14 protein-coding genes and 1 pseudogene are annotated in these 19,514 nt (G+C 61.1%); 8 read left to right on the top strand and 7 right to left on the bottom strand.

What is annotated here, in order from left to right; all coding sequences use genetic code 11:
* Nucleotides 1–68 precede the first annotated feature (68 nt).
* The 4 genes and pseudogenes from C163_RS23755 to C163_RS23745 all read right to left on the bottom strand — a co-directional run bounded on the left by C163_RS23755 (nucleotide 69) and on the right by C163_RS23745 (nucleotide 3,845).
* Nucleotides 69–1,388, bottom strand: coding sequence for a TldD/PmbA family protein (locus C163_RS23755; RefSeq protein WP_025340873.1), 1,320 nt, complete (start codon nucleotides 1,386–1,388; stop codon nucleotides 69–71).
* The gene (locus C163_RS23750) at nucleotides 1,388–2,830 is read right to left on the bottom strand and encodes a TldD/PmbA family protein (RefSeq protein ID WP_025340872.1); all 1,443 of its coding nucleotides are present in this window, start codon (nucleotides 2,828–2,830) and stop codon (nucleotides 1,388–1,390) included. The genes C163_RS23755 and C163_RS23750 overlap by 1 nt, the downstream gene beginning before the upstream one ends.
* Before the next feature lie 32 nt (nucleotides 2,831–2,862).
* Nucleotides 2,863–2,976, bottom strand: a pseudogene (locus C163_RS27800) (hypothetical protein); the annotation flags it as partial.
* Nucleotides 2,970–3,845: a LysR family transcriptional regulator gene (locus tag C163_RS23745; protein WP_025340871.1), complete on the bottom strand. Its 876-nt coding sequence runs from the start codon at nucleotides 3,843–3,845 to the stop codon at nucleotides 2,970–2,972. The pseudogene C163_RS27800 and the gene C163_RS23745, both read right to left, overlap by 7 nt.
* Nucleotides 3,846–3,969: 124 nt before the next feature.
* Between C163_RS23745 and C163_RS23740 the strand changes: the two genes are divergently transcribed.
* From C163_RS23740 to C163_RS23730, 3 genes are read left to right on the top strand one after another with little or no spacing between them, the layout of a single operon-like run.
* Nucleotides 3,970–4,950, top strand: a complete 981-nt coding sequence (locus C163_RS23740) for a hypothetical protein (RefSeq protein WP_025340870.1) — start codon at nucleotides 3,970–3,972, stop codon at nucleotides 4,948–4,950.
* A gap of 26 nt (nucleotides 4,951–4,976) precedes the next feature.
* Nucleotides 4,977–5,936: a 2OG-Fe(II) oxygenase gene (locus tag C163_RS23735; protein ID WP_025340869.1), complete on the top strand. Its 960-nt coding sequence runs from the start codon at nucleotides 4,977–4,979 to the stop codon at nucleotides 5,934–5,936.
* 2 nt (nucleotides 5,937–5,938) lie between these two features.
* Nucleotides 5,939–6,859 (top strand): DMT family transporter, encoded by a 921-nt coding sequence (locus C163_RS23730; protein WP_025340868.1) that lies wholly within the window; start codon nucleotides 5,939–5,941, stop codon nucleotides 6,857–6,859.
* A 17-nt stretch (nucleotides 6,860–6,876) separates the two neighbouring features.
* Here the strand turns inward: C163_RS23730 and C163_RS23725 are convergent, their stop codons facing one another.
* On the bottom strand, nucleotides 6,877–8,679 hold the full coding sequence (locus C163_RS23725) for an acyl-CoA dehydrogenase (protein ID WP_025340867.1): 1,803 nt from the start codon (nucleotides 8,677–8,679) through the stop codon (nucleotides 6,877–6,879).
* Nucleotides 8,680–8,916: 237 nt separating this feature from the next.
* On the opposite strand from C163_RS23725, the gene C163_RS27270 reads away from it, so the two are divergent.
* The 3 genes from C163_RS27270 to C163_RS23710 all read left to right on the top strand — a co-directional run bounded on the left by C163_RS27270 (nucleotide 8,917) and on the right by C163_RS23710 (nucleotide 12,237).
* Entirely contained in the window at nucleotides 8,917–9,603 is a 687-nt protein-coding gene (locus tag C163_RS27270; RefSeq protein WP_155951641.1) for a hypothetical protein, read from the top strand.
* A gap of 1,100 nt (nucleotides 9,604–10,703) precedes the next feature.
* The gene (locus tag C163_RS23715; protein ID WP_019473937.1) at nucleotides 10,704–10,967 is read left to right on the top strand and encodes a DUF3077 domain-containing protein; all 264 of its coding nucleotides are present in this window, start codon (nucleotides 10,704–10,706) and stop codon (nucleotides 10,965–10,967) included.
* A gap of 319 nt (nucleotides 10,968–11,286) precedes the next feature.
* Nucleotides 11,287–12,237, top strand: coding sequence for an IS110 family transposase (locus C163_RS23710; RefSeq protein WP_025337292.1), 951 nt, complete (start codon nucleotides 11,287–11,289; stop codon nucleotides 12,235–12,237).
* Between the two features lie 463 nt (nucleotides 12,238–12,700).
* Here the strand turns inward: C163_RS23710 and putA are convergent, their stop codons facing one another.
* Both putA and C163_RS27265 read right to left on the bottom strand, forming a co-directional pair.
* Nucleotides 12,701–16,654 (bottom strand): trifunctional transcriptional regulator/proline dehydrogenase/L-glutamate gamma-semialdehyde dehydrogenase, encoded by a 3,954-nt coding sequence (gene putA / locus C163_RS23705; RefSeq protein WP_025340865.1) that lies wholly within the window; start codon nucleotides 16,652–16,654, stop codon nucleotides 12,701–12,703.
* A 94-nt stretch (nucleotides 16,655–16,748) separates the two neighbouring features.
* Nucleotides 16,749–16,937: a hypothetical protein gene (locus C163_RS27265; protein ID WP_155951640.1), complete on the bottom strand. Its 189-nt coding sequence runs from the start codon at nucleotides 16,935–16,937 to the stop codon at nucleotides 16,749–16,751.
* A 74-nt stretch (nucleotides 16,938–17,011) separates the two neighbouring features.
* Between C163_RS27265 and putP the strand changes: the two genes are divergently transcribed.
* Together putP and C163_RS23695 are read left to right on the top strand one after the other, a co-directional pair.
* Nucleotides 17,012–18,490, top strand: a complete 1,479-nt coding sequence (gene putP, locus C163_RS23700; protein ID WP_025340864.1) for a sodium/proline symporter PutP — start codon at nucleotides 17,012–17,014, stop codon at nucleotides 18,488–18,490.
* Nucleotides 18,491–18,675: 185 nt separating this feature from the next.
* The gene (locus C163_RS23695; RefSeq protein ID WP_025340863.1) at nucleotides 18,676–19,512 is read left to right on the top strand and encodes a 23S rRNA (adenine(2030)-N(6))-methyltransferase RlmJ; all 837 of its coding nucleotides are present in this window, start codon (nucleotides 18,676–18,678) and stop codon (nucleotides 19,510–19,512) included.
* The last annotated feature ends 2 nt before the right edge of the window (nucleotides 19,513–19,514 follow it).

Genomic DNA, 19,514 nt, shown 5'->3' with positions numbered 1-19,514 from the left:
CCATGGCAGTCTTTGCGTTAGACTTATTCGCGAGCTGGCCAGGCCCGCGAAGAGGTTGGTATTGCGCTTCATAGTGTCAAGGTCAGCCCTTTGACCAACGCCCCCGGCAAATGACTCGACCCGGTACTTCGCTGCTCATAGGTGCTAGTCGACAAGATCATCTCGCGCTCGCGGGTCAGGTCTTCCAGTTGGCTGCCCAGCAGGCTGTACAGGCTGTCATCGAAACGCATGGTTCTAACTGGCCCCTGAATCTGCCCGTTCTCCACCCAGAAAGTGGCGAAGCGGGTCAGCCCGGTCATGCGTGCTGCCGGCAAGTCGGAATAGTTCAGGTACCACAGGTTGCTGATGTACAGCCCGGTACCGAGCCGCTCCAGGATCTGCTCGCTCGGCAGGCTACCTGCTGCCAGGCTCAGCGCACACGGCGACTCGTAACTATCGGCGCCATTGGCCAGCAGCTCGAACTCGGCCGCACTGCGCGCACTGATCAATCGCTGCCGGGCCTCGCCTTGCTGGATCAACGGCACATCCAGGCGCGGCGAGCCTTCATCGGAAAACGCCGGGCTCAGCGAACCGCTGACCTGCTCGGTGAAGCTCACCAGCGGGCTCAGCCGCGCATCGCCGTTGTACAGGCGCTGCAGGGCGCTGTTGCCAGTGGCCAGGGCCTGTGCGGAAAAGCCGCCCCAGCACAGCATGCCGGCTATTTCGTCCATGGCCGCCGGGGCCAGGTAGGCACGGTAGCTGCCAGGTTTCAGCGTGACGGCAGGGCGGCCAAGGAAACCCAGCTGCTCCCGCGCCTGGCGCAGGCGTGCAGTGAAGTCGTCGGCGCTCCACACTTGCCCGGCATAATTGGCCTTCACCGCCTCGCCGTTTTCGTGGAACAGGCTCCAGTCGAAGTTGAAGCTGTTGGCCTGGTGCCAGCCGAAGGCCCCGAACGAGCTGGCGAAGCCCCGGCAGATGGGGCCGGCGGCGTAGATGCCGACAAGGTCCAGGTCGCCGGCTTCGCGCTCGAGCAAGGTCAGCACATCGCTCAGCTCGGGCAGCGGCTGCTCCTGCTGGCTGTGGCTGTGCCAGGCGCTTTCATCCAGGCGCAGGTACGGATCGACCGCCAGCAGTGGCAAGGTCTGGCGCAGTTGCTCCAGGGCCGTGACCAGGCGCTGGCTATCCAGTTGCGTGTCACCACTCAAGGTCACCTGTTGCTCTGCCTGGCGGCCATCGCGGATCAGCCGCAGTTGCGCGCCGGCCTGGTTCACGGTGCCGGCCTGGCGCACCTTGGCATGGTTGAAACGCACGAATTGCGACTGTTCGGCGCTGTAGCCGAGGGTGAACTGTTCGCCCGTCTGCAGGGCTTTGCGTACATCCCCGACTAGGGTTTCGAAAGCGTGTTTCATCAGGCGTCTCCTCCGAATACGTCGATCTGGCGGAACACGCAGGCCGGCGAGGCGTGGCCGACCCGCACCACCTGGTTGGGTTCGCCCTTGCCGCAGTTGGGCGTGCCCAGCACCTGGAAGGTACTGCTGTCGCCGACCGCCGCCAGGTTGCGCCAGAACTGCGCGGAGATGCCGCGGTAGTTGGGGTTCTTGACGATGCCCTTGAGCTCGCCGTTTTCGATCAACTGCCCCCATTCACAGCCGAACTGGAACTTGTTGCGCGCATCGTCGATGGACCAGGAACGGTTGGTGCGCATCAGGATGCCGTGCTCGATGCCCTTCACCAGCTGATCCAGGCTCTGGTCGCCCGGCTCGATGTTGAGGTTGGCCATGCGGTCGATCGGCGCACGGTTCCAGCCGCAGGCGCGGCTGTTGGCCACGCCGTCGAGGCCGGAGCGGAACTGCGACAGCGCACCACCCAGCGGGCGCAGCAGCAGGCCATCGCGGATCAGGAACTGCTTGCTGGCCGGGGTGCCGTCATCATCGAAGCTGTAGCTGGCCAGCTCTTCGCCGATGGTCGGGTCGAAGGTCACGTTGAGCAGCGCGGAGCCGTACTGCAGGTGGCCGAAGTCACCGGCCTTGACGAAGCTGGTGCCGGCGTAATTGCGCTCGTCGCCGAGAATGCGGTCCATCTCCAGCGGGTGGCCGATGGATTCGTGAATCTGCAGCATCATCTGGTCCGGCATCAACAGCAGGTCGCGCGGGCCGCTGGGGGTGTTCGGTGCCAGTAGCAGCTGCAGCGCCTCGTCGGCCACCCGGCGGGCAGCCCCGACCAGGCCACAGCGCTCGATGATCTCGAAGCCGCCCTGCTGGCCGAAGTTGTCGCGGCCCAGGCTGCGGCTCTGGCTGTCCTGGCCATCGCTGGCGGTCACGCCCAGGCCCGGGAACAGGAAGCGCTGGGCGTGGCGCAGCTCGGCGCCGGCCGAGTTCAGGTAGGTCTGCTCGACCAGGCTCAGGCCCAGGCTGGCCTGCCAGTCCACCAGGCGGCTGTCCTTGGGCACGCTGGCCGATTCGGCAGCGAGCAGGCCGAGGCAGTCGGCGAGGTTGGGCACGGGTTGGTCGAAGTTGGGCGAAATGTGGTCGTGGCGTGCGCTGGTCACCGGTTGCTCGCGCAGGTCCAGCAGGTTGTACCGGGCGATCTGGCGGGCCAGTGCCTCGGCGTGCTCCAGGGCACGCTGCAGGCCGGCCTGGGACAGGTCGGCGGTGGCGGCATAGGCTTCCACGCCATTCACCCGCACGGTGAGCATGGCGCCCTCGTCCTGGCTGAAGAAGGGTGGTTCCGCGACGTTGCGGCGAACCGACAGAGCCTGGTGCGACTGTTTCACATGGCGCAGGGAAAACAACTCGGCCGTACTGCGCAGCGCGGCAAAGCGCTGGCGCAGCAGGGCGCTGGTATCGAACATGTGGAAGCCTCCGTGTACACGGTGGCTCCCCCTTAGAACCACTCGTCCTGCATGGTGAGGCAAGTGTCGTCGCGTGCCTCGAGCAATGCCAGCTCATTATGGCAGCCAGGTACTTCCCAGGTCAGGAAATAAAGTGCGGTCAGCAAGGGCCTGGTGTTGCAGGTCCATCCTTGCGGATGGTGGCCTTCAACATTTCGTTCAGATGCGACGCAACATGGTGAGTGGTGTCCGTGAGCAGGTAGACGTGATGCTCGGCGAGCGCGGGGAAGCCCATGCCTTCCACGTACGCAAGTGATGTATCACCACTGTCCAGCCCCTCGACAATACCGACTGCCAGGCCGCTCCTCATGCAGGCTAGTACCGCATGCCAGTTGGCGCTTTCCAGCAGGATACGGTACGCAATGCCGTGTACCTTCAGTGCCTGCAAGGCTGCCTCCCTGTACGGACAGCCCTTCAGTTGCAGTGCCAGCGGCAAGGGGCGGCCAGGGTCGTAGTGGAAACCAGGGGCCGCAGCCCAGCGAGGTCTGGTCGAGCGAAGCCACTCCCCTTGTTCACAGGCCTCACTGCTGACCGCCACTGCCAAGTCCAGGCGCTGTCGCGCAAACAGCTCGATGAGCTCTGCGCTGGACCGCGCTACGGCCTCCAGTTCCAGCTTCGGATTACTGGCTACGAAAACTGGCAGGAAATCGCTCATGAGGCTGGCTGCATATCCGTCTGGTACCCCAAGGCGGACCTTGCCGGTCATCTGCTGGGGCGACAACGTAGCCAGCAGCCTGTCATGGGCCATCAGAAAACGTGTCGCTTCAACCAGCAGGTGTCGACCCGCCGGGGTCAGTTCTACTGATTGGTTGCTGCGAGCAAACAGCTGCTGCCCGATCTGTTCCTCCAGCTTCTGTATTTGCGTCGTCACCGCCGATGGGCTGCGATGGACATAGTCGGCGGCATCCTTGAAGCGGCCCAGCCGGGCTACTGCCTGGAAGGTTCTGAGTACGTTGATGTCGAGGCCTTTCCCCATTGAACCACCTGATTTAGCCGGATCGAACCAGCGCTTCGATTTAATCAACTGTACAGGCTTTATACCCCCTCTTACTGTGTGGGCAAGGCATAGCTACCCCCGAAATTGCAAAGGAATGATACGGATGAGCCTGAACGACTTCGTTGTAGATGCACTCGTGCGCACCCCCTCGTACCAGAACTCGCGGCTATGGACTGTCGAGAACCATGAGAAGTACTCGACCCTGGACCAGCCTGAGCTCCACCCCGAAGGCGGGAATCGTTTTAACCACGAAATATTTTTGCTCATGCGCGCCTTGAATGAACAAGGCGTGGGCGAGGACGGGCTTTGTGCCGACGCACGGGGGCAGGGTGCGCTCAAAAGTGTCATCGGCAGTGTTGCCGAGCGGTTGGCGGCGCTGAGCAGTGGGCGCCGACTGCACTACGTCGAGCTGGGCCCCGAGCCGATCAAGAGCACTTGCTTGCTGAAGCGAATAGCCCAGACTTCAAGCTCCATCCGCTACACCGCCATCGATATCAACCAGACCTCGGAACCCGCGATGAGCGATGCTGTGCGCCCCATCGTGCAAGCCGAAGGCAGCTTCAATTACATCGCCGCTGATTATCGTACCGTTACTCATGAAGCTTTGCGTCATGATCAAGAGCTCACCCTGATCACACTGCTTGGTTTTCAGGAGGGTAATGAGCTGCCCGTGAGCACGGGTAGACTGATCCGTAACCTTGCCGGTGAGACCACCTACATTCTTTCGGAAATGCAGGTCTACGAAGAAGGCCTGGAGCGGCCCATTCTTGAGTTCTACGCCAACCCCAACATGCTGCAGTTTTCCCGAATGGTTGCGCTGCAACAAGGCTTTACCCCGTCGGGCGAGCACGAAGCCATCCTCGTGCCTTTACGAATTCTGGATGAATCCGTCCATGTGGCCGTGACCCTGCAGCCTGTGCAGCGCCTGCGGCAACATGGGTACCTGCTGACCAACATCTGCCTCAAATACACGCCCGAACAGTTCCGTCGCATCAGAGCCCGGCACTGCAACTGCAGTGTGGTAGACGAGTTCGCCAGTGGGGACGGCTCGGTGCGCTATCAAATCGCGAAGTACCTCCAGTAGCGACCACCAACAGGGACTGACACTTCATGAACCACTCAGATACCTTACCCTTGTTCGAGCGCGGCGTAGGCCGCGTGAAGCTGGCGCTCAAGTCAACGTTGAAGCGCACGCCGCGAGCTTCGTCGATCTGCCTGGGCGAGCAGGTTGCCTGGCGGGATGATCTGCTTCGACGACAAGGGCCCACCGTCACGGACACCCGAACGCTGGGGGAACTGGGTTATAGCCAAAGCCCACACTCGAAAGTTGCGGTAGATGCCATCACGGGGGTCGCTGTCGTCCATCGGTTGTTCACGCTCGAGGGCGTCGCGGCCTTGCAAGACATCTGCGCCCGCCTGGAGGAAGGGGCGGGCGACAGCGACTGGATCATTTCCCGGCGCACACGAGGGGTGACGGGGCTGTCGTCGTTCATCAACGACATGATGTGCAGTCGCTCATTCCTGCTGGCCATCTCGCGCATCGCTGGCGTGCCGCTCGTGCCTTACCCCATGCTCAATGCCCGCTCGCAGATCAACTACTACTACCCCAAGCCTGTCGAGCAACAGCAGCAACTGGGTATGTGGCATACGGACGGCACCAATTATGTGCTGAACATCGTGCTGTCGGGGCCTGCCGATTACAGCGGTGGCGAGTTCCTGTTCCACAACGGTACTGTCGATACCTTTGATGCTCTGGATTACCGCACCTTCGAAACCGCACGCCTGGACGAGCCCGGCGATGCCTTGTTCATCTATGGCAGCCGCCTGTTCCACGGCGTTCGCCCGGTGCTCAGCGGGCGGCGCATGTCACTGGTGTTGTCCTTCCATTGCCCTTACTTCGGTGACGACTCCAACCGCTTCTGGCACCTAGCCTCCGACGACGGCATTCCCGCGACCATCCCCAACTGGTTGGGGTTGCGCTGGGCCCTGCAGCGATCAGCTGTTCGACAATACGCACGTATAGGCATCCAGCCGATTACGTTCGAGGAATTGCATCACATAGGGGCGTGAATATGCCAAGCAGTGCGCCATACCTGATCCTGCTGCAAGTCATTTTTGTCCTTTCCTGGAGTTCGGGCTTCATTGGCGCCCGGCTGGGCACGGAGGACGCTGGTGCAATAAACCTGCTGTTCTGGCGCTTTTTGCTGGTCTGCATCTGCCTGTTGCCCTTTGTCTTGCACCGACTGCGTGTACTGTCGTGGGCGCAGATACGTTACAACGCCGTGATCGGTTTTCTGGCCCAGTTTGCCTACCTGGTCAGCGTTTACATCGCCATCCGCGGCGGCCTGCCGGCGGGTATTGCTGCCATCATTTGCGCCTTGCAGCCATTGATCACGGCATCGATGAGCAGCAGGGACCACGGTGAACGCAGTGGCCGGCAGGAGTGGCTGGGGCTTGTGCTTGGGTTTGCGGGCGTCAGCGTAGTCATTCTGGGTGAGTACAGCCTGTCGACAGCCCGGCTTGAATTCTGGCTGTACGCTCTGCCGCTGATCGCTGCCATCACGCTGTCCATCGCCACGCTTTACCAGCGACGGCAATCGGTTCTGGAGACAGACCACAGCAAGGACGGTTTGCTGATGCCACTGTTTCTGCAATCGACCGCGACGCTGGTGTTGCTCACCGCTACAGGCTTGCCGTTGGGCTTGATCGAAGTGCCTGCCAGCACCCAGGCCTGGGTGGCTGTCGCCTGGCTGACACTGTTCTCAACGTTCATCGCCTATTTGAGCCTGTGGATATTGCTGACCAAGCTGACCGCGACCCGCGTGTCGGCGCTGGTTTATCTGGAACCGCCAGTGACATTGTTATGGGCTGCGTTGATGTTCGGCGACGCGATTCATTGGACAGCCTACCTGGGCATTGCGGTAGTCGCTGCAGGAATCGCTATTGCTCGCAACCCCCGCAGCTCGGCATCGCCCGCCAAGTGTACTCAGTGATTCTTCACAGGTGCTGTCTAGAACCACTCCTCTTGCATGGCGAGGCAGGTGTCGTCGCGCGCCCCGAGCAATGCCAGCTCATTATGGCAGCCCGGTACTTCCCAGGTCAGGAAATAACGCGCGGCCTGTAGCTTGCCGAGGTAGAAGTCGCGGTCGGCAGGGTTGCCCTTGAGCAGGCCAAGCTCGGCATGAATCGCCTGCTCCAGCCAGCGCCAGCCGATCACGCAGTGGCCGAAGGCCTTGAGGTACAGGGCGGAGTTGGCCAGGGTACCGGCGACCTTGCCTTCGGCCAGGTCGCCAAGCAAGGTCAGGGTCACACCTTGCAGGCGGTTGACCAGTTGCTCCAGCGGCTGGCGCAGTGGGTCGAGGTTCGGGTGGTGGCTGGCGCTTTCGCCGGTGGCGGCGATCAGGCGGATCAGCTGTTTGAGGCCGGCACCATTGTTCTGCGCCAGTTTGCGGCCGAGCAGGTCGAGCGACTGGATACCCTCGGTACCCTCGTGGATCGGGTTCAGGCGGTTGTCGCGGTAGTACTGCTCCACCGGGTATTCGCGGGTGTAGCCGTGGCCGCCGAGGATCTGGATCGCCAGTTCATTGGCCTTGAGGCAGAAGGCCGAGGGCCAGGACTTGACGATCGGGGTCAGCAGGTCGAGCAGCTCCTGCGCCTGCTTGCGGGCGCTGCCGTCGCTGGCAGTCTGGGTGTCGTCGAACAGGCGCGCGGCATACAGGCCCAGGTCGAAGGCGCCCTCCACGTAGGCCTTCTGTGCCAGCAGCATGCGTTTTACATCAGTGTGTTCGATGATCGGCACTGCCGGGCTGTGCGGGTCCTTGTTGTCCGGCAGCCTGCCCTGCGGGCGCTGGCGGGCGTAATCCAGCGAATACAGGTAGCCGGCGTAGCCGAGCATCACCGCGCCCATGCCGACACCGATGCGTGCCTCGTTCATCATCTGGAACATGCAGGCCAGGCCCTGGTGCGGCTGGCCGACCAGGTAGCCGACGCACCGGCCGTTGTCGCCGAAGTTCAGCGCGGTGGAGGTGGTACCGCGCCAGCCCATCTTGTGGAACAGCCCGGCCAGCAGCACATCGTTACGCGGGCCACGGCTGCCATCTTCGCTGACCAGATACTTGGGCACGATGAACAGCGAGATGCCCTTCACGCCGGGCGGAGCATCCGGCAGCTTGGCCAGCACCATGTGCACGATGTTTTCCGACAACTCGTGATCACCGCCGGAGATGAAAATCTTGTTGCCCTTGAGCCGGTAGCTTCCGTCACCGGCGGGTTCAGCGCGGGTGCGGATATCGGCCAGCGACGAGCCAGCGTGGGGTTCGGTCAGGGCCATGGTGCCGAAGTAGCGGCCTTCGATCATCGGCTGCAGATACAGGCGTTTCTGTTCATCGCTGCCGAAACTCTCGATCAGGTTGGCCGCGCCCATGGTCAGGAACGGGTAGGCCGTGGTGCCGGCGTTGGCGGCCTGGAAGTGGGCGAAGCAGGCCTGCGAGACCAGGCTCGGCAGCTGCATGCCGCCGACTTCGAAGTCGCGGTTGGCGTTGAGGAAGCCGGCTTCGAGAAAGGCGTCGACGGCGGGTTTCACTTCGGGGATCAGTTCGGCGCGGCCATCCACGTAGCGCGGCTCGTTTTCGTCGGCCTTGCGGTTGTGCGGGGTGAAGAACTTCTCGGCGATGGTACGGGCAGTTGATAGCGCCGCATCGAAGGTTTCGCGGCTGTGCTCGGCGAAGCGCGGGCGTTGGGTCAGGGCCTCGGCGTCGAGGACTTCGTAGAGTTCGAAGGCGAGGTTGCGGGGGCTGAGCAGGGTCTCGGGCATGATCGCGGTCCTGAGGCGGGATGCTGCGAGTGTAGGAGAGTGGTGGGGTGGGGGACAGGTTAATAGGTTTGGGTGATATGGGTTGAGAAAGAGTAATGAGACCTGCGGTCTGGCATCCGTACAGATGTTGTTTTCCATGAAACATGGAGAAATTTCCCACAACTTCATCAGAAGTGGTCCTACAGATTTTTTGAGCTAGTGAATGTAGACGTCGGTGCTCGGAATGGAGGATTGGCAATGGAAAAGCTCACTCGCTGGACGAACGTTCTAACGGATGACCTGTGTAGGGTCGAAGATCCATTCTTTTCGACCGGGATAATTAGAGATTATTTGCAAAGTAGGGGCTACGTACAAGAAATATTCGGCGTAACAGAACTCTTAAGGGAGTGCGGTTTGTATGACTCGGTTAGGCTGGCGAGTGATCAAATTGACAGAGTACTTAGGCCGGTTGCATCAGGTGAGTGGATGCTGATTAAAGATAGGCCATTCAAGCCGATAGATCTCGAAGAGAATTGGTATGCGAGAAATTGTCGTGAGAGCGATGATGGCGATTTTCTGATTAACACCGTTTCTGCGATGAGTGGTCCGGGCAAATGGAAAATAACCTCTATACGTGTTAATAAGCTTGCTTCGAGTGCTGCCTTTGTTGCGAACTTCCTGACATCAAGAGGAGATGAGGGGCGTGTCTTCTTGTCGTCAGGGAAAGATTTTGCGAATACGACGAGAACAGTTACGCAGGAATGGGTGCCGCTTTATGAAGAGGAACAGTATTTTTCGCCATCCTCCGCAATCCACAGATATGGAATGGAACGTAAAGTAACGCAAGTTTATGTGGAGGCTGATGATGCCTGGGATGTGTCGGGAACCTCATGGCATTGGCGACCAATAATAGCAAATGAAGAATATGAGTTGAAAGATAAATGAACTGGAGCATCGGTTTGATAAGGTCAACGCGTTTGGTCGGTTTGTTTTGGGGGTGTATGGATGCTTTTTACATTTTTTTCGTTGTGGTCAGTAGCCTGAATAGAGGTGTGATCCCCTTTGTCAGTGATCTCAATTCCGCTCTTGCAAACATGGAGCAGTGGGGGGGAGGGCTTGAGATCATGGTGTGGATGGGTCTGATTGTCCAGGTATCCCTTGTTGCCAGTAGCATATTACTTTGTATGGGGAGAAGATTAGGGCGTTATCTGGCTTTCGTTCAGTTTCCATTTCGTATCTTGTTTATAGTTCCGTCGTTTTCTTTGTTTCTATTATTGCCAGATACCAGTACGTGGGTTTGGTTGAGCCTTTTCGCAGCTTCTGAAGGGGCTAAAATCCTAAGCCTTTGGTGGTTCTGGCGAAGGCTCGGATGAGCGAGGGCATTAAAGGGTGCTTGCTTTGGTTCCTCCTAGATCTGTGCGACCGAGCGGCGAGCGGTCACACAGGCGCGCTGCAAAGGGCGAGGTGAAACCTGCCAGCCCTACCGCATTTCAGTCAGCACCCCGGCAGTTTTTTAGGTTTTCGCCTATTCCATGTAGTCCATTTCCCAAACATACTCCCAACCCCCTCCTAGCCATTGCGGTGCTCTGGATCGGGCCATAGTCTCGGGTGGTCGCTGCCAAATCAGTGACCGGCTTTGACAGGCCGACCAGAAAATTCTCATGGCTTTCGCCTTTATGGCGGCTGTGTATGGGGCACCTCGCGTGCGCCGGGCTTTTTGGATTTTTCTACCGGTCTGTCAACCCATGCACAGCTGCCACCCTCTTGTTTGACAGCAGATGGTGGTGGCCCAAACCGAGAAAAATACCAATGCTGAATATTGTCCCCGATCCACCCCTGAACGCCCATTCACTCGAGACGCCCTCATCCAGGCCACGGACTTCGCACTGAGGCTTATTGATGTGTCGCCTGGGCCGGCCCTTTCGCGGGCATGCCCGCTCCCACAGGTACGGTGCAAGTCTTGAAGCCTGTGGTGATCCTGTGGGAGCGGGTTTACCCGCGAAAGGGCCGGCCCAGGCAGTCGAGAATTATCAGGGGATTGAACAATGACAACAGAAGACACCCAATTTACCGTCGGCAAGACCACCTTCTACCAGGGTGAGAATGGCACCCACCCGCTGTTCCGCATCGAGCCGGGCATCCCGTGCCGGGACGCCCGCGAGCAGTCGTCGGAGTTGATGGGTTATGTCCGCGAATTGACCATTACCGGGCTGATGGATGAGAAGCCGATGATGATCTGGGCTGCCCATTACCTGAGTGCGATGGCCAAGGCACTGATGGATGATGCTGAGTTGGGGATGAAGCAGTGAGGGTTTGGCTTCAGATGGGGTGAAGGCCGCCATGTGTTCGCCACAACAATTCCTGCGCCTATGAGATCGAGCGCCGCCCGCGCGGCGCTTCGCGGGACAAGCCCGCTTGTGTCTTGATGGGGGATTAGAATTTGGAGTGAGAGCGGTGAATGGCAAGCTGAATGCCGTAGGTGCCTTGAGCACGTGTGGGAGCAAAAGCTGCCATTCACCGTTCCACTTTGGCGAGAGCCCGAACAGTTGGATGCGGCTCTGATCTCGAATCACAAGCGTGGGCCAAGCCAAAGTCCTCTCACTGTGTTGAGTTTAGGAGGTTTTGGTGATGGCTTCCTTCTTGGGTATCGATGTTTCCAGTCTCTCCCTTGATGCTGCGGTGCGGCCACAGGGCATCAAAATGCATTTAAGCAATGATCCAACAGGGTTTGAGGCGCTACTGGAGAGCCTTCGCAAGCTCAGTATCAAGCGCGTCCTGTTAGAGGCGACGGGTGGCTACGAGCGAGATGTCATGTGTTTTCTACAGGACGCTGGCTACAAGGTCATACGCGTCAATCCCAGGCGAGCCAGGTCATTCGCTGACTCTTTAGGCATCAAGGCCAAGACTGACGCCATCGACGCCGAGGTTCTGGCGCACTATGCCGAAGTCATTCCAGATCAACCCTCTCTGCGAGTCAGCCCCGAACGAGCGCTTCTGCGAGAGTTGCTTCAGCAACGTGATCGGATGGTTCAACAGCGAGATGACGACCTGCGGCGCCTGAAGCAGGTGCAATCGACTGCAGTTGCTAACTACCTGAATGCCAACCTGAAACACTTCAAGGCGCAGATCAAACGGGTTGAGTGTGAGATCGAACAGCAAATCGCGATGCTGAACGACGAACGGGTTGCCCAGCTGATCAAAGTGAAAGGCATTGGGATGGTGACAGCGGGCAAACTAATAGCGCTGCTGCCGGAGCTAGGTCGGGTTGAGTCCAGAGAAATTGCCTCCCTGGTTGGGGTGGCGCCCTTCAACCACGACAGCGGGAAATTCATGGGCAAGCGCTCTATCTCTGGCGGGCGATTTGCGGTCAGGCGATCGCTGTACATGGCATGCCTTGTGGCGATGAAATACAACCCAGCACTCAAGGCTCGTTATCAGTCACTGCGGGAGCGCGGAAAACTTCCCAAAGTCGCTATCGTGGCCTGCATGAGAACGTTCATCGTGCGGTTAAATGCCATGCTCAGAACGGGTACATCATGGCTCGATCTAGTGCTACCGCAGCCTGAAGGTACAACGTAAATCCAGAACGCAGCGTGAGCCGCCTGGAAGCGGGCTTGCCCGCGAAGCCAACACCGTGGTGGATGGCACGGGCTTCGCCCGTGTTCGCGGGCAAGCCCGCTCCCACAGGGATCGCGCCAGCTTTTTGAAATTGAGCAAGACAGTTGCTCCCACATTTGTTGCAACGTGGCCATGCCTGTGAGGCAATGGTCGTCAGCCTTGGCGCATGATTAAAGACATGTGGGGCGGCAGCCGCGCCAACGGGGGAGATATCGTCAGGCCAACAAAGCAGGCAACCATGGCCTGACAGGTTTGGCACGTTGCAACAAATGTGGGAGCGGGCTTGTCCCGCGAAGCGCCGCACGGGCGGCGCTCGATATCACAGGCGCAGAAAATTCTGTGGCGAACACCTGTCAGCCCAACCCAAGCCCTCATAAAAAAAGGAGAGCCGAAGCTCTCCTTTTTTCGTTAACAACCCCCAGCCTCAGCCAATGGTCATCAGGCTGGCATTACCACCGGCAGCAGCAGTGTTCACACTCACTGCCCGCTCGATCACCAGGCGCTCCAACGCAATCTGGTGGTCGCCGCTGGACAGCCCGTGCACACCCACGATCGCCCCGGCACGCTTGGCCACCTGCTGGCACACGCCACGCAGTTGATCCGAGTCGCCATGGTGGATCACGGCGTCGAACGCCACTTCATCCTTGTTCCAGTCCGCCACCAGCTTGACCTTGGCCTGCAGCTCTCGCGGCAGGCGGGCACGCAGGGCTTTGCCCGGCTCGCCGTCCGCCCATACCGCCGAGCTGCCAACGGCCAGCACTGCGGCGAACTGCGCCAGCAGGTCGGCTTCGTTGTCGGCCAGGCACAGCACGTGCTCACGCGGCAGGATGGTGTAGCTGTTGCGCTCGCCGGTCGGGCCTGGCAACAGGCGGGCGATGCCGCTCTGCGACTGGCTGGCGAACTGGCTGCACAGCGCGGCCAGGTCGGCCAGCTGGTTGCTCTCGGCCCAGGCCTTCAGGCCATGCAGTGGCTTGATCAGCTGTTCGTGCAGGGCACGGTCAGGCTTGCCTTCGCCGTCCTGCTGCTGGAAGTGGCGGCCAATCGCGTCGGCCGGGCGGGTCGACAACAGGCGGTACAGGTACAGCGGGCCGCCGGCTTTCGGGCCGGTGCCGGACAGGCCTTCACCACCGAAAGGCTGCACACCCACCACTGCACCGACGATGTTGCGGTTGACGTACATGTTTCCGGCGTTGGCGGTTTCCACCACCTTGGCGATGGTCTCGTCGATGCGGGTGTGCACGCCGAGGGTCAGGCCGTAGCCGGAGTTGTTGATCTGCTCGATCAGCTGGTCCAGGTTGCGACGGTTGTAGCGCACCACGTGCAGCACCGGGCCGAAGATTTCACGCTTGAGCTCGTCGAAGCTTTCCAGCTCGATCAGGGTCGGCATGACGAAGGTGCCGCGCTTGAGCTCGGCAGCATCGGCAATGGCCACCTGGTAGACCGAGCGACCTTTCTCGCGCATGCCCTGGATGTGCTTCTCGATGCCGGCCTTGGCTTCGGCGTCGATCACCGGGCCAATGTCTACGGCCAGGCGGTCCGGGCAGCCCAGGCGGCTTTCGGCCATGGCGCCCTTGAGCATTTCGATCACGCGGTCGGCGGAGTCTTCCTGCAGGCACAGCACGCGCAGTGCTGAGCAACGCTGGCCGGCGCTGTCGAAGGCCGAGGACACCACATCGATCACTACCTGCTCGGTCAGTGCCGAGGAGTCGACGATCATCGCGTTCTGGCCACCGGTTTCGGCGATCAGCGGGATCGGGCGGCCCTGGTTGTCCAGGCGGCCGGCGACGTTGCGCTGCAGCAGGCGGGCCACTTCGGTGGAACCGGTGAACATCACGCCCTTGACGCGCTCGTCACCCACCAGGCCGGCACCGACGGTTTCACCGCGGCCTGGCAGCAGTTGCAGCACGCCTTCAGGGATGCCGGCTTCCAGCAGCAGGCGCACGGCCTGGGCAGCGATCAGCGGGGTTTGCTCGGCCGGCTTGGCCAGCACCGGGTTGCCGGCGGCGAGCGCTGCGGCTACCTGGCCGGTGAAGATCGCCAGCGGGAAGTTCCATGGGCTGATGCACACCACCGGGCCCAGCGGGCGGTGGGCGTCGTTGCTGAAGTCGTTGCGTGCCTGCACCGCGTAGTAGCGCAGGAAGTCCACGGCTTCACGCACTTCGGCGATGGCGTTGGCGAAGGTCTTGCCCGCTTCGCGGATGAGCAGGCCCATCAGCGGCTGGATTTCGGCCTCCATCAGGTCGGCGGTGCGCTCCAGAATGGCAGCGCGCTCGGCCGGCGGAGTGGCCTGCCAGATCGGTGCTGCATTCAGTGCGCACTGGATGGCGTTGTCGACGTCGGCGACCGTGGCTTCCTGAACATGGCCGACCACGTCGCGGTGGTCCGCCGGGTTCAGCACCGGTGCGGCTGCGCTTTCGCTGGCGGCGCAGGCCAGCAGTGGCGTGGCTTTCCAGTCGTTGTGAGCGGTGGCCAGCATGGCGCAGGACAGCGATGCCAGGCGGTGTTCGTTGGCCATGTCGATGCCGGCCGAGTTGGCTCGCTCGCTGCCATACAGTTCACGCGGCAGCGGGATGCGTGGGTGCGGCAGGCCGATGCTGCCTTCCTGGGTGCCCATGCGCTCGATGCTGGCGACCGGGTCGGCGACCAGTTCCTGGATGGAGATCGAGTGGTCGGCGATGCGGTTGACGAACGAGGTGTTGGCGCCGTTTTCCAGCAGGCGACGTACCAGGTAGGCCAGCAGCGTTTCGTGGGTGCCGACCGGTGCATAGACGCGGCACGGACGGTTCAGCTTGCCTTCGGAAATCTTGCCGACCACCTGCTCGTACAGTGGCTCGCCCATGCCGTGCAGGCACTGGAACTCGTACTGGCCCGGGTAATAGTTCTGACCGGCGATGTGGTAGATGGCCGACAGGGTGTGGGCGTTGTGGGTGGCGAACTGCGGGTAGATGGCTTCTGGCACGGCCAGCAGCTTGCGGGCGCAGGCAACGTAGGACACGTCGGTGTACACCTTGCGGGTGTAGACCGGGTAGCCTTCCAGGCCTTCGACCTGGGCGCGCTTGATTTCGCTGTCCCAGTAGGCGCCTTTCACCAGGCGGATCATCAGGCGGTGGCGGCTGCGTTTGGCAAGGTCGATGACATAGTCGATCACATACGGGCAGCGCTTCTGGTAGGCCTGGATAACGAAGCCGATACCGTTCCAGCCGGCCAGCGAAGGCTCGAAGCACAGGCGCTCGAGCAGGTCGAGCGACAGCTCCAGGCGGTCGGCTTCTTCGGCGTCGATGTTCAGGCCGATGTCGTACTGCTTGGCCAGCAGGGTCAGCGACAGCAGGCGCGGGTAAAGCTCTTCCATCACGCGCTCGTACTGGGCGCGGCTGTAGCGCGGGTGCAGCGCCGACAGCTTGATCGAGATGCCCGGGCCTTCATAGATGCCACGGCCATGGGAGGCCTTGCCGATCGAGTGGATAGCCTGCTCGTAGGACGCCAGGTACTTCTGTGCGTCGTGCTCGGTCAGTGCGGCTTCGCCGAGCATGTCGTAGGAATAGCGGAAGCCCTTGGACTCGAAGCGGCTGGCGTTGGCCAGGGCTTCGGCGATGGTTTCACCGGTGACGAACTGCTCGCCCATCAGGCGCATGGCCATGTCGACGCCCTTGCGGATCATCGGCTCGCCGCTCTTGCCGATGATGCGGGTGAGCGAGGAGGTGAGGCCGGATTCGTTGTGGGTAGATACCAGCTTGCCGGTCAGCAGCAGGCCCCAGGTGGCGGCGTTGACGAATAGCGACGGGCTGTTGCCCAGGTGCGGCTGCCAGTTGCCGGTGCTGATCTTGTCGCGGATCAGCGCGTCACGGGTGCCCTTGTCGGGGATGCGCAGCAGGGCTTCGGCCAGGCACATCAGTGCCACGCCTTCCTGGGACGACAGCGAGAATTCCTGCAGCAGGCCCTGAACGATGCCGGCACGACCGCCAGCGCTCTTCTGGTTACGCAGTTTTTCGGCGATGCCGGCGGCCATCTTGTTGGTCGCTTCGGCCAGCGGGGCGCTCAGGCGCGCCTGCTCCAGCAGCATCGGTACCACTTCCTGCTCGGGGCGGCGGTAGGCGGCGGTGATCGCCGAGCGCAGCACCGACTGCGGCAGGATGCTCTCGGCGAACTCGAGGAAGCACTGGTGGCTGTGGTCAGGTTGGACCTCACCGGCGTCGTCGGCCAGGTTGCTGGCATGGCCGTTGAGTTCGGTCAGGGTGGCACCACCCTCGAGCTTCTCCAGGTAGTTGAAGATCGCTTGCTTGATCAACCAGTGCGGGGTGCGGTCAATCGACTGCGCAGCTGCCTTGAGTCGCTCACGGGTCGGGTCATCGAGTTTGACCCCAAGGGTGGTCGTCGCCATTTCTTATCCTCGTTATTGCCACGGTTGTGGCCTAAGCTGACGCCAAGAGTAGCTGTAGGACAATTCGGGTGCAACCAGGTGCAACCCGAATTTTTCATGGAAAAGGTGCAACTCGTCCGACCGTCATTTCCATGCTCGGAAAAGGGTCGTTTTCGGTGAGTTTTATTCTGAAAAGCGGGATTTTTGCTCCAAAAAGGAGCAAAAAATCAGTTTTGTCTGAAAATGCACGAGAAGGTGCAACTTGCAAATGAAAAATGGTTGCACCCGCTTTGCGTTGTTGCATACGATTCGCCGCCTGGGTGCAACCGCCATGGCTGCGGTTGTGCATGACATAAAAACAAACGCCAGGGCACACGCATGGGCAATCCACTAACGATCACTTTCGTGGTCTATATCGCGGCAATGGTGCTGATCGGCTTCGCCGCCTATCGCTCCACCAATAACCTTTCCGACTACATCCTTGGCGGTCGCAGCCTGGGTAGCGTGGTCACCGCGCTTTCCGCCGGCGCTTCCGACATGAGTGGCTGGCTGCTGATGGGCCTGCCGGGCGCCATCTACTTCTCCGGCTTGTCCGAAGCCTGGATTGCCATCGGCCTGACCGTCGGCGCCTACCTGAACTGGTTGTTCGTCGCTGGCCGTCTGCGCGTGCAGACCGAGCACAACGGCGATGCACTGACCCTGCCGGACTACTTCTCCAGCCGCTTCGAAGACAACAGCGGCATGCTGCGGATCATCTCGGCCATCGTGATTCTGGTGTTCTTCACTATCTACTGCGCCTCCGGCATCGTTGCCGGTGCCCGTCTGTTCGAGAGCACCTTCGGCATGCCGTACGAAACCGCCCTGTGGGCCGGTGCCGCTGCGACCATCGCCTACACCTTCGTCGGTGGTTTCCTGGCGGTGAGCTGGACCGATACCGTGCAGGCTTCGCTGATGATCTTTGCGCTGATCCTCACTCCGGTGATCGTGCTGATCTCCACTGGCGGCTTCGATACCACCTTCGCTGCCATCGATGCGGTCAACCCGGCCCACTTCGACATGTTCAAGGGCGCCACTTTCATTGGCATCATCTCGCTGATGGGCTGGGGGCTGGGCTACTTCGGCCAGCCGCACATCCTGGCGCGTTTCATGGCCGCCGACTCGGTGAAGTCGATCGCCAACGCCCGTCGTATCTCCATGACCTGGATGATCCTTTGCCTGGTCGGTACCTGCGCCGTGGGCTTCTTCGGCATCGCCTACTTCTCGGCGCATCCTGACCTGGCAGGCCCGGTCAGCGAGAACCACGAGCGGGTGTTCATCGAGCTGGCCAAGATCCTGTTCAACCCATGGGTTGCCGGTGTGCTGCTGTCGGCCATCCTCGCGGCGGTAATGAGTACCCTGAGCTGCCAGCTGCTGGTGTGCTCCAGTGCCCTGACCGAAGACTTCTACAAGGCGTTCCTGCGCAAGAATGCTTCGCAGGTCGAGCTGGTGTGGGTCGGCCGCCTGATGGTGCTGGCCGTTGCCCTGATCGCCATCGCCATGGCCGCAAACCCGGAAAACCGCGTGCTGGGCCTGGTGGCTTACGCCTGGGCCGGCTTCGGTGCTGCCTTTGGTCCGGTGGTGCTGATTTCGGTACTGTGGAAAGGCATGACCCGTAACGGCGCACTGGCCGGTATCGTGGTGGGCGCACTGACCGTGATCCTGTGGAAGAACTTCGACACCCTCGGGCTGTACGAAATCATCCCGGGCTTCCTGTTCGCCAGCATCGCCATCTTCGTGGTGAGCAAGCTGGGCAGCCCGTCGCAGGCAATGGTCAAGCGCTTCGAGACTGCTGATGCGGCGTATCACGCTGACAAGTAATACCCGTTGAGTCGGCGGCGCCTGCTTCGCGGGTGAACCCGCTCCCACAGGGATTGCACAGAACTCAAATTCTGTGAGGTGCCTGTGGGAGCGGGTTTACCCGCGAAGATGCCGTCGCCGATCAGCAGCCAGGCCTGACTCCGCCTGCAAGGCAAGGTAAACTTGCCACCCCCGCAGGAGTTGCCATGAACTATCGTCACGCCTTCCACGCCGGCAACCACGCCGACGTCCTCAAACATATCGTGCTGACCCGCCTCATCGCCCTGATGTCGCGCAAGGAGCAGCCGTTCGCCTACATCGATACCCATGCAGGGCTCGGTCTTTACGACCTGCAGGGCGACCAGGCAACCCGCACCGGCGAGTACCTGGAAGGTGTCGCACGCCTGTGGAATCGCGATGACCTGCCGGCCATGGCCGACGACTATCTGCGTATCATCAAGCGCCTGAATGCCGATGGCGAGCTGCGCTACTACCCCGGTTCGCCCGAGCTGGCCCGCCGCCTGATGCGCCAGCAGGACCGCGCCCTGCTCAACGAGAAGCATCCCGAGGACGGGCCTCTGCTCAAAGAGAACATGAAGAAAGACCCACGCGTGGTCGTGCACCTGGGCGAAGGCTGGCATGTGCCGCGGGCCTTGCTGCCCGTGCAGGAAAAGCGCGCGATCATGCTGATCGACCCGCCGTTCGAACAGGCTGACGAGCTCAAGCGCTGCACTACCGCAATGAAAGAGGCGATCAGTCGCATGCGCCAGACCGTCGCGGCCATCTGGTACCCGATCAAGGACCAGCGCTCGCTGACCCGCTTCTACCAGGACCTGACCAGCACCGGCGCACCGAAACTGCTGCGGGTCGAGTTGTATGTGCACCATCAGGACAGCCCGCAGGGGCTCAATGGCTCAGGTCTGGCCATCGCCAACCCGCCGTGGGGGTTGGAAGAAGAGCTCAAGGAGCTGCTGCCATGGCTGGCCAAAGAGCTGGCGCAAACCGCCGGCAGCTTCCGCATGGACTGGCTGATCGCTGAATAAGC

The organism is Pseudomonas sp. FGI182 (genome assembly GCF_000511325.1).
Classification (GTDB): Bacteria; Pseudomonadota; Gammaproteobacteria; order Pseudomonadales; family Pseudomonadaceae; genus Aquipseudomonas; species Aquipseudomonas putida_Z.
This window is presented reverse-complemented; position numbering and strand designations above follow the sequence as displayed.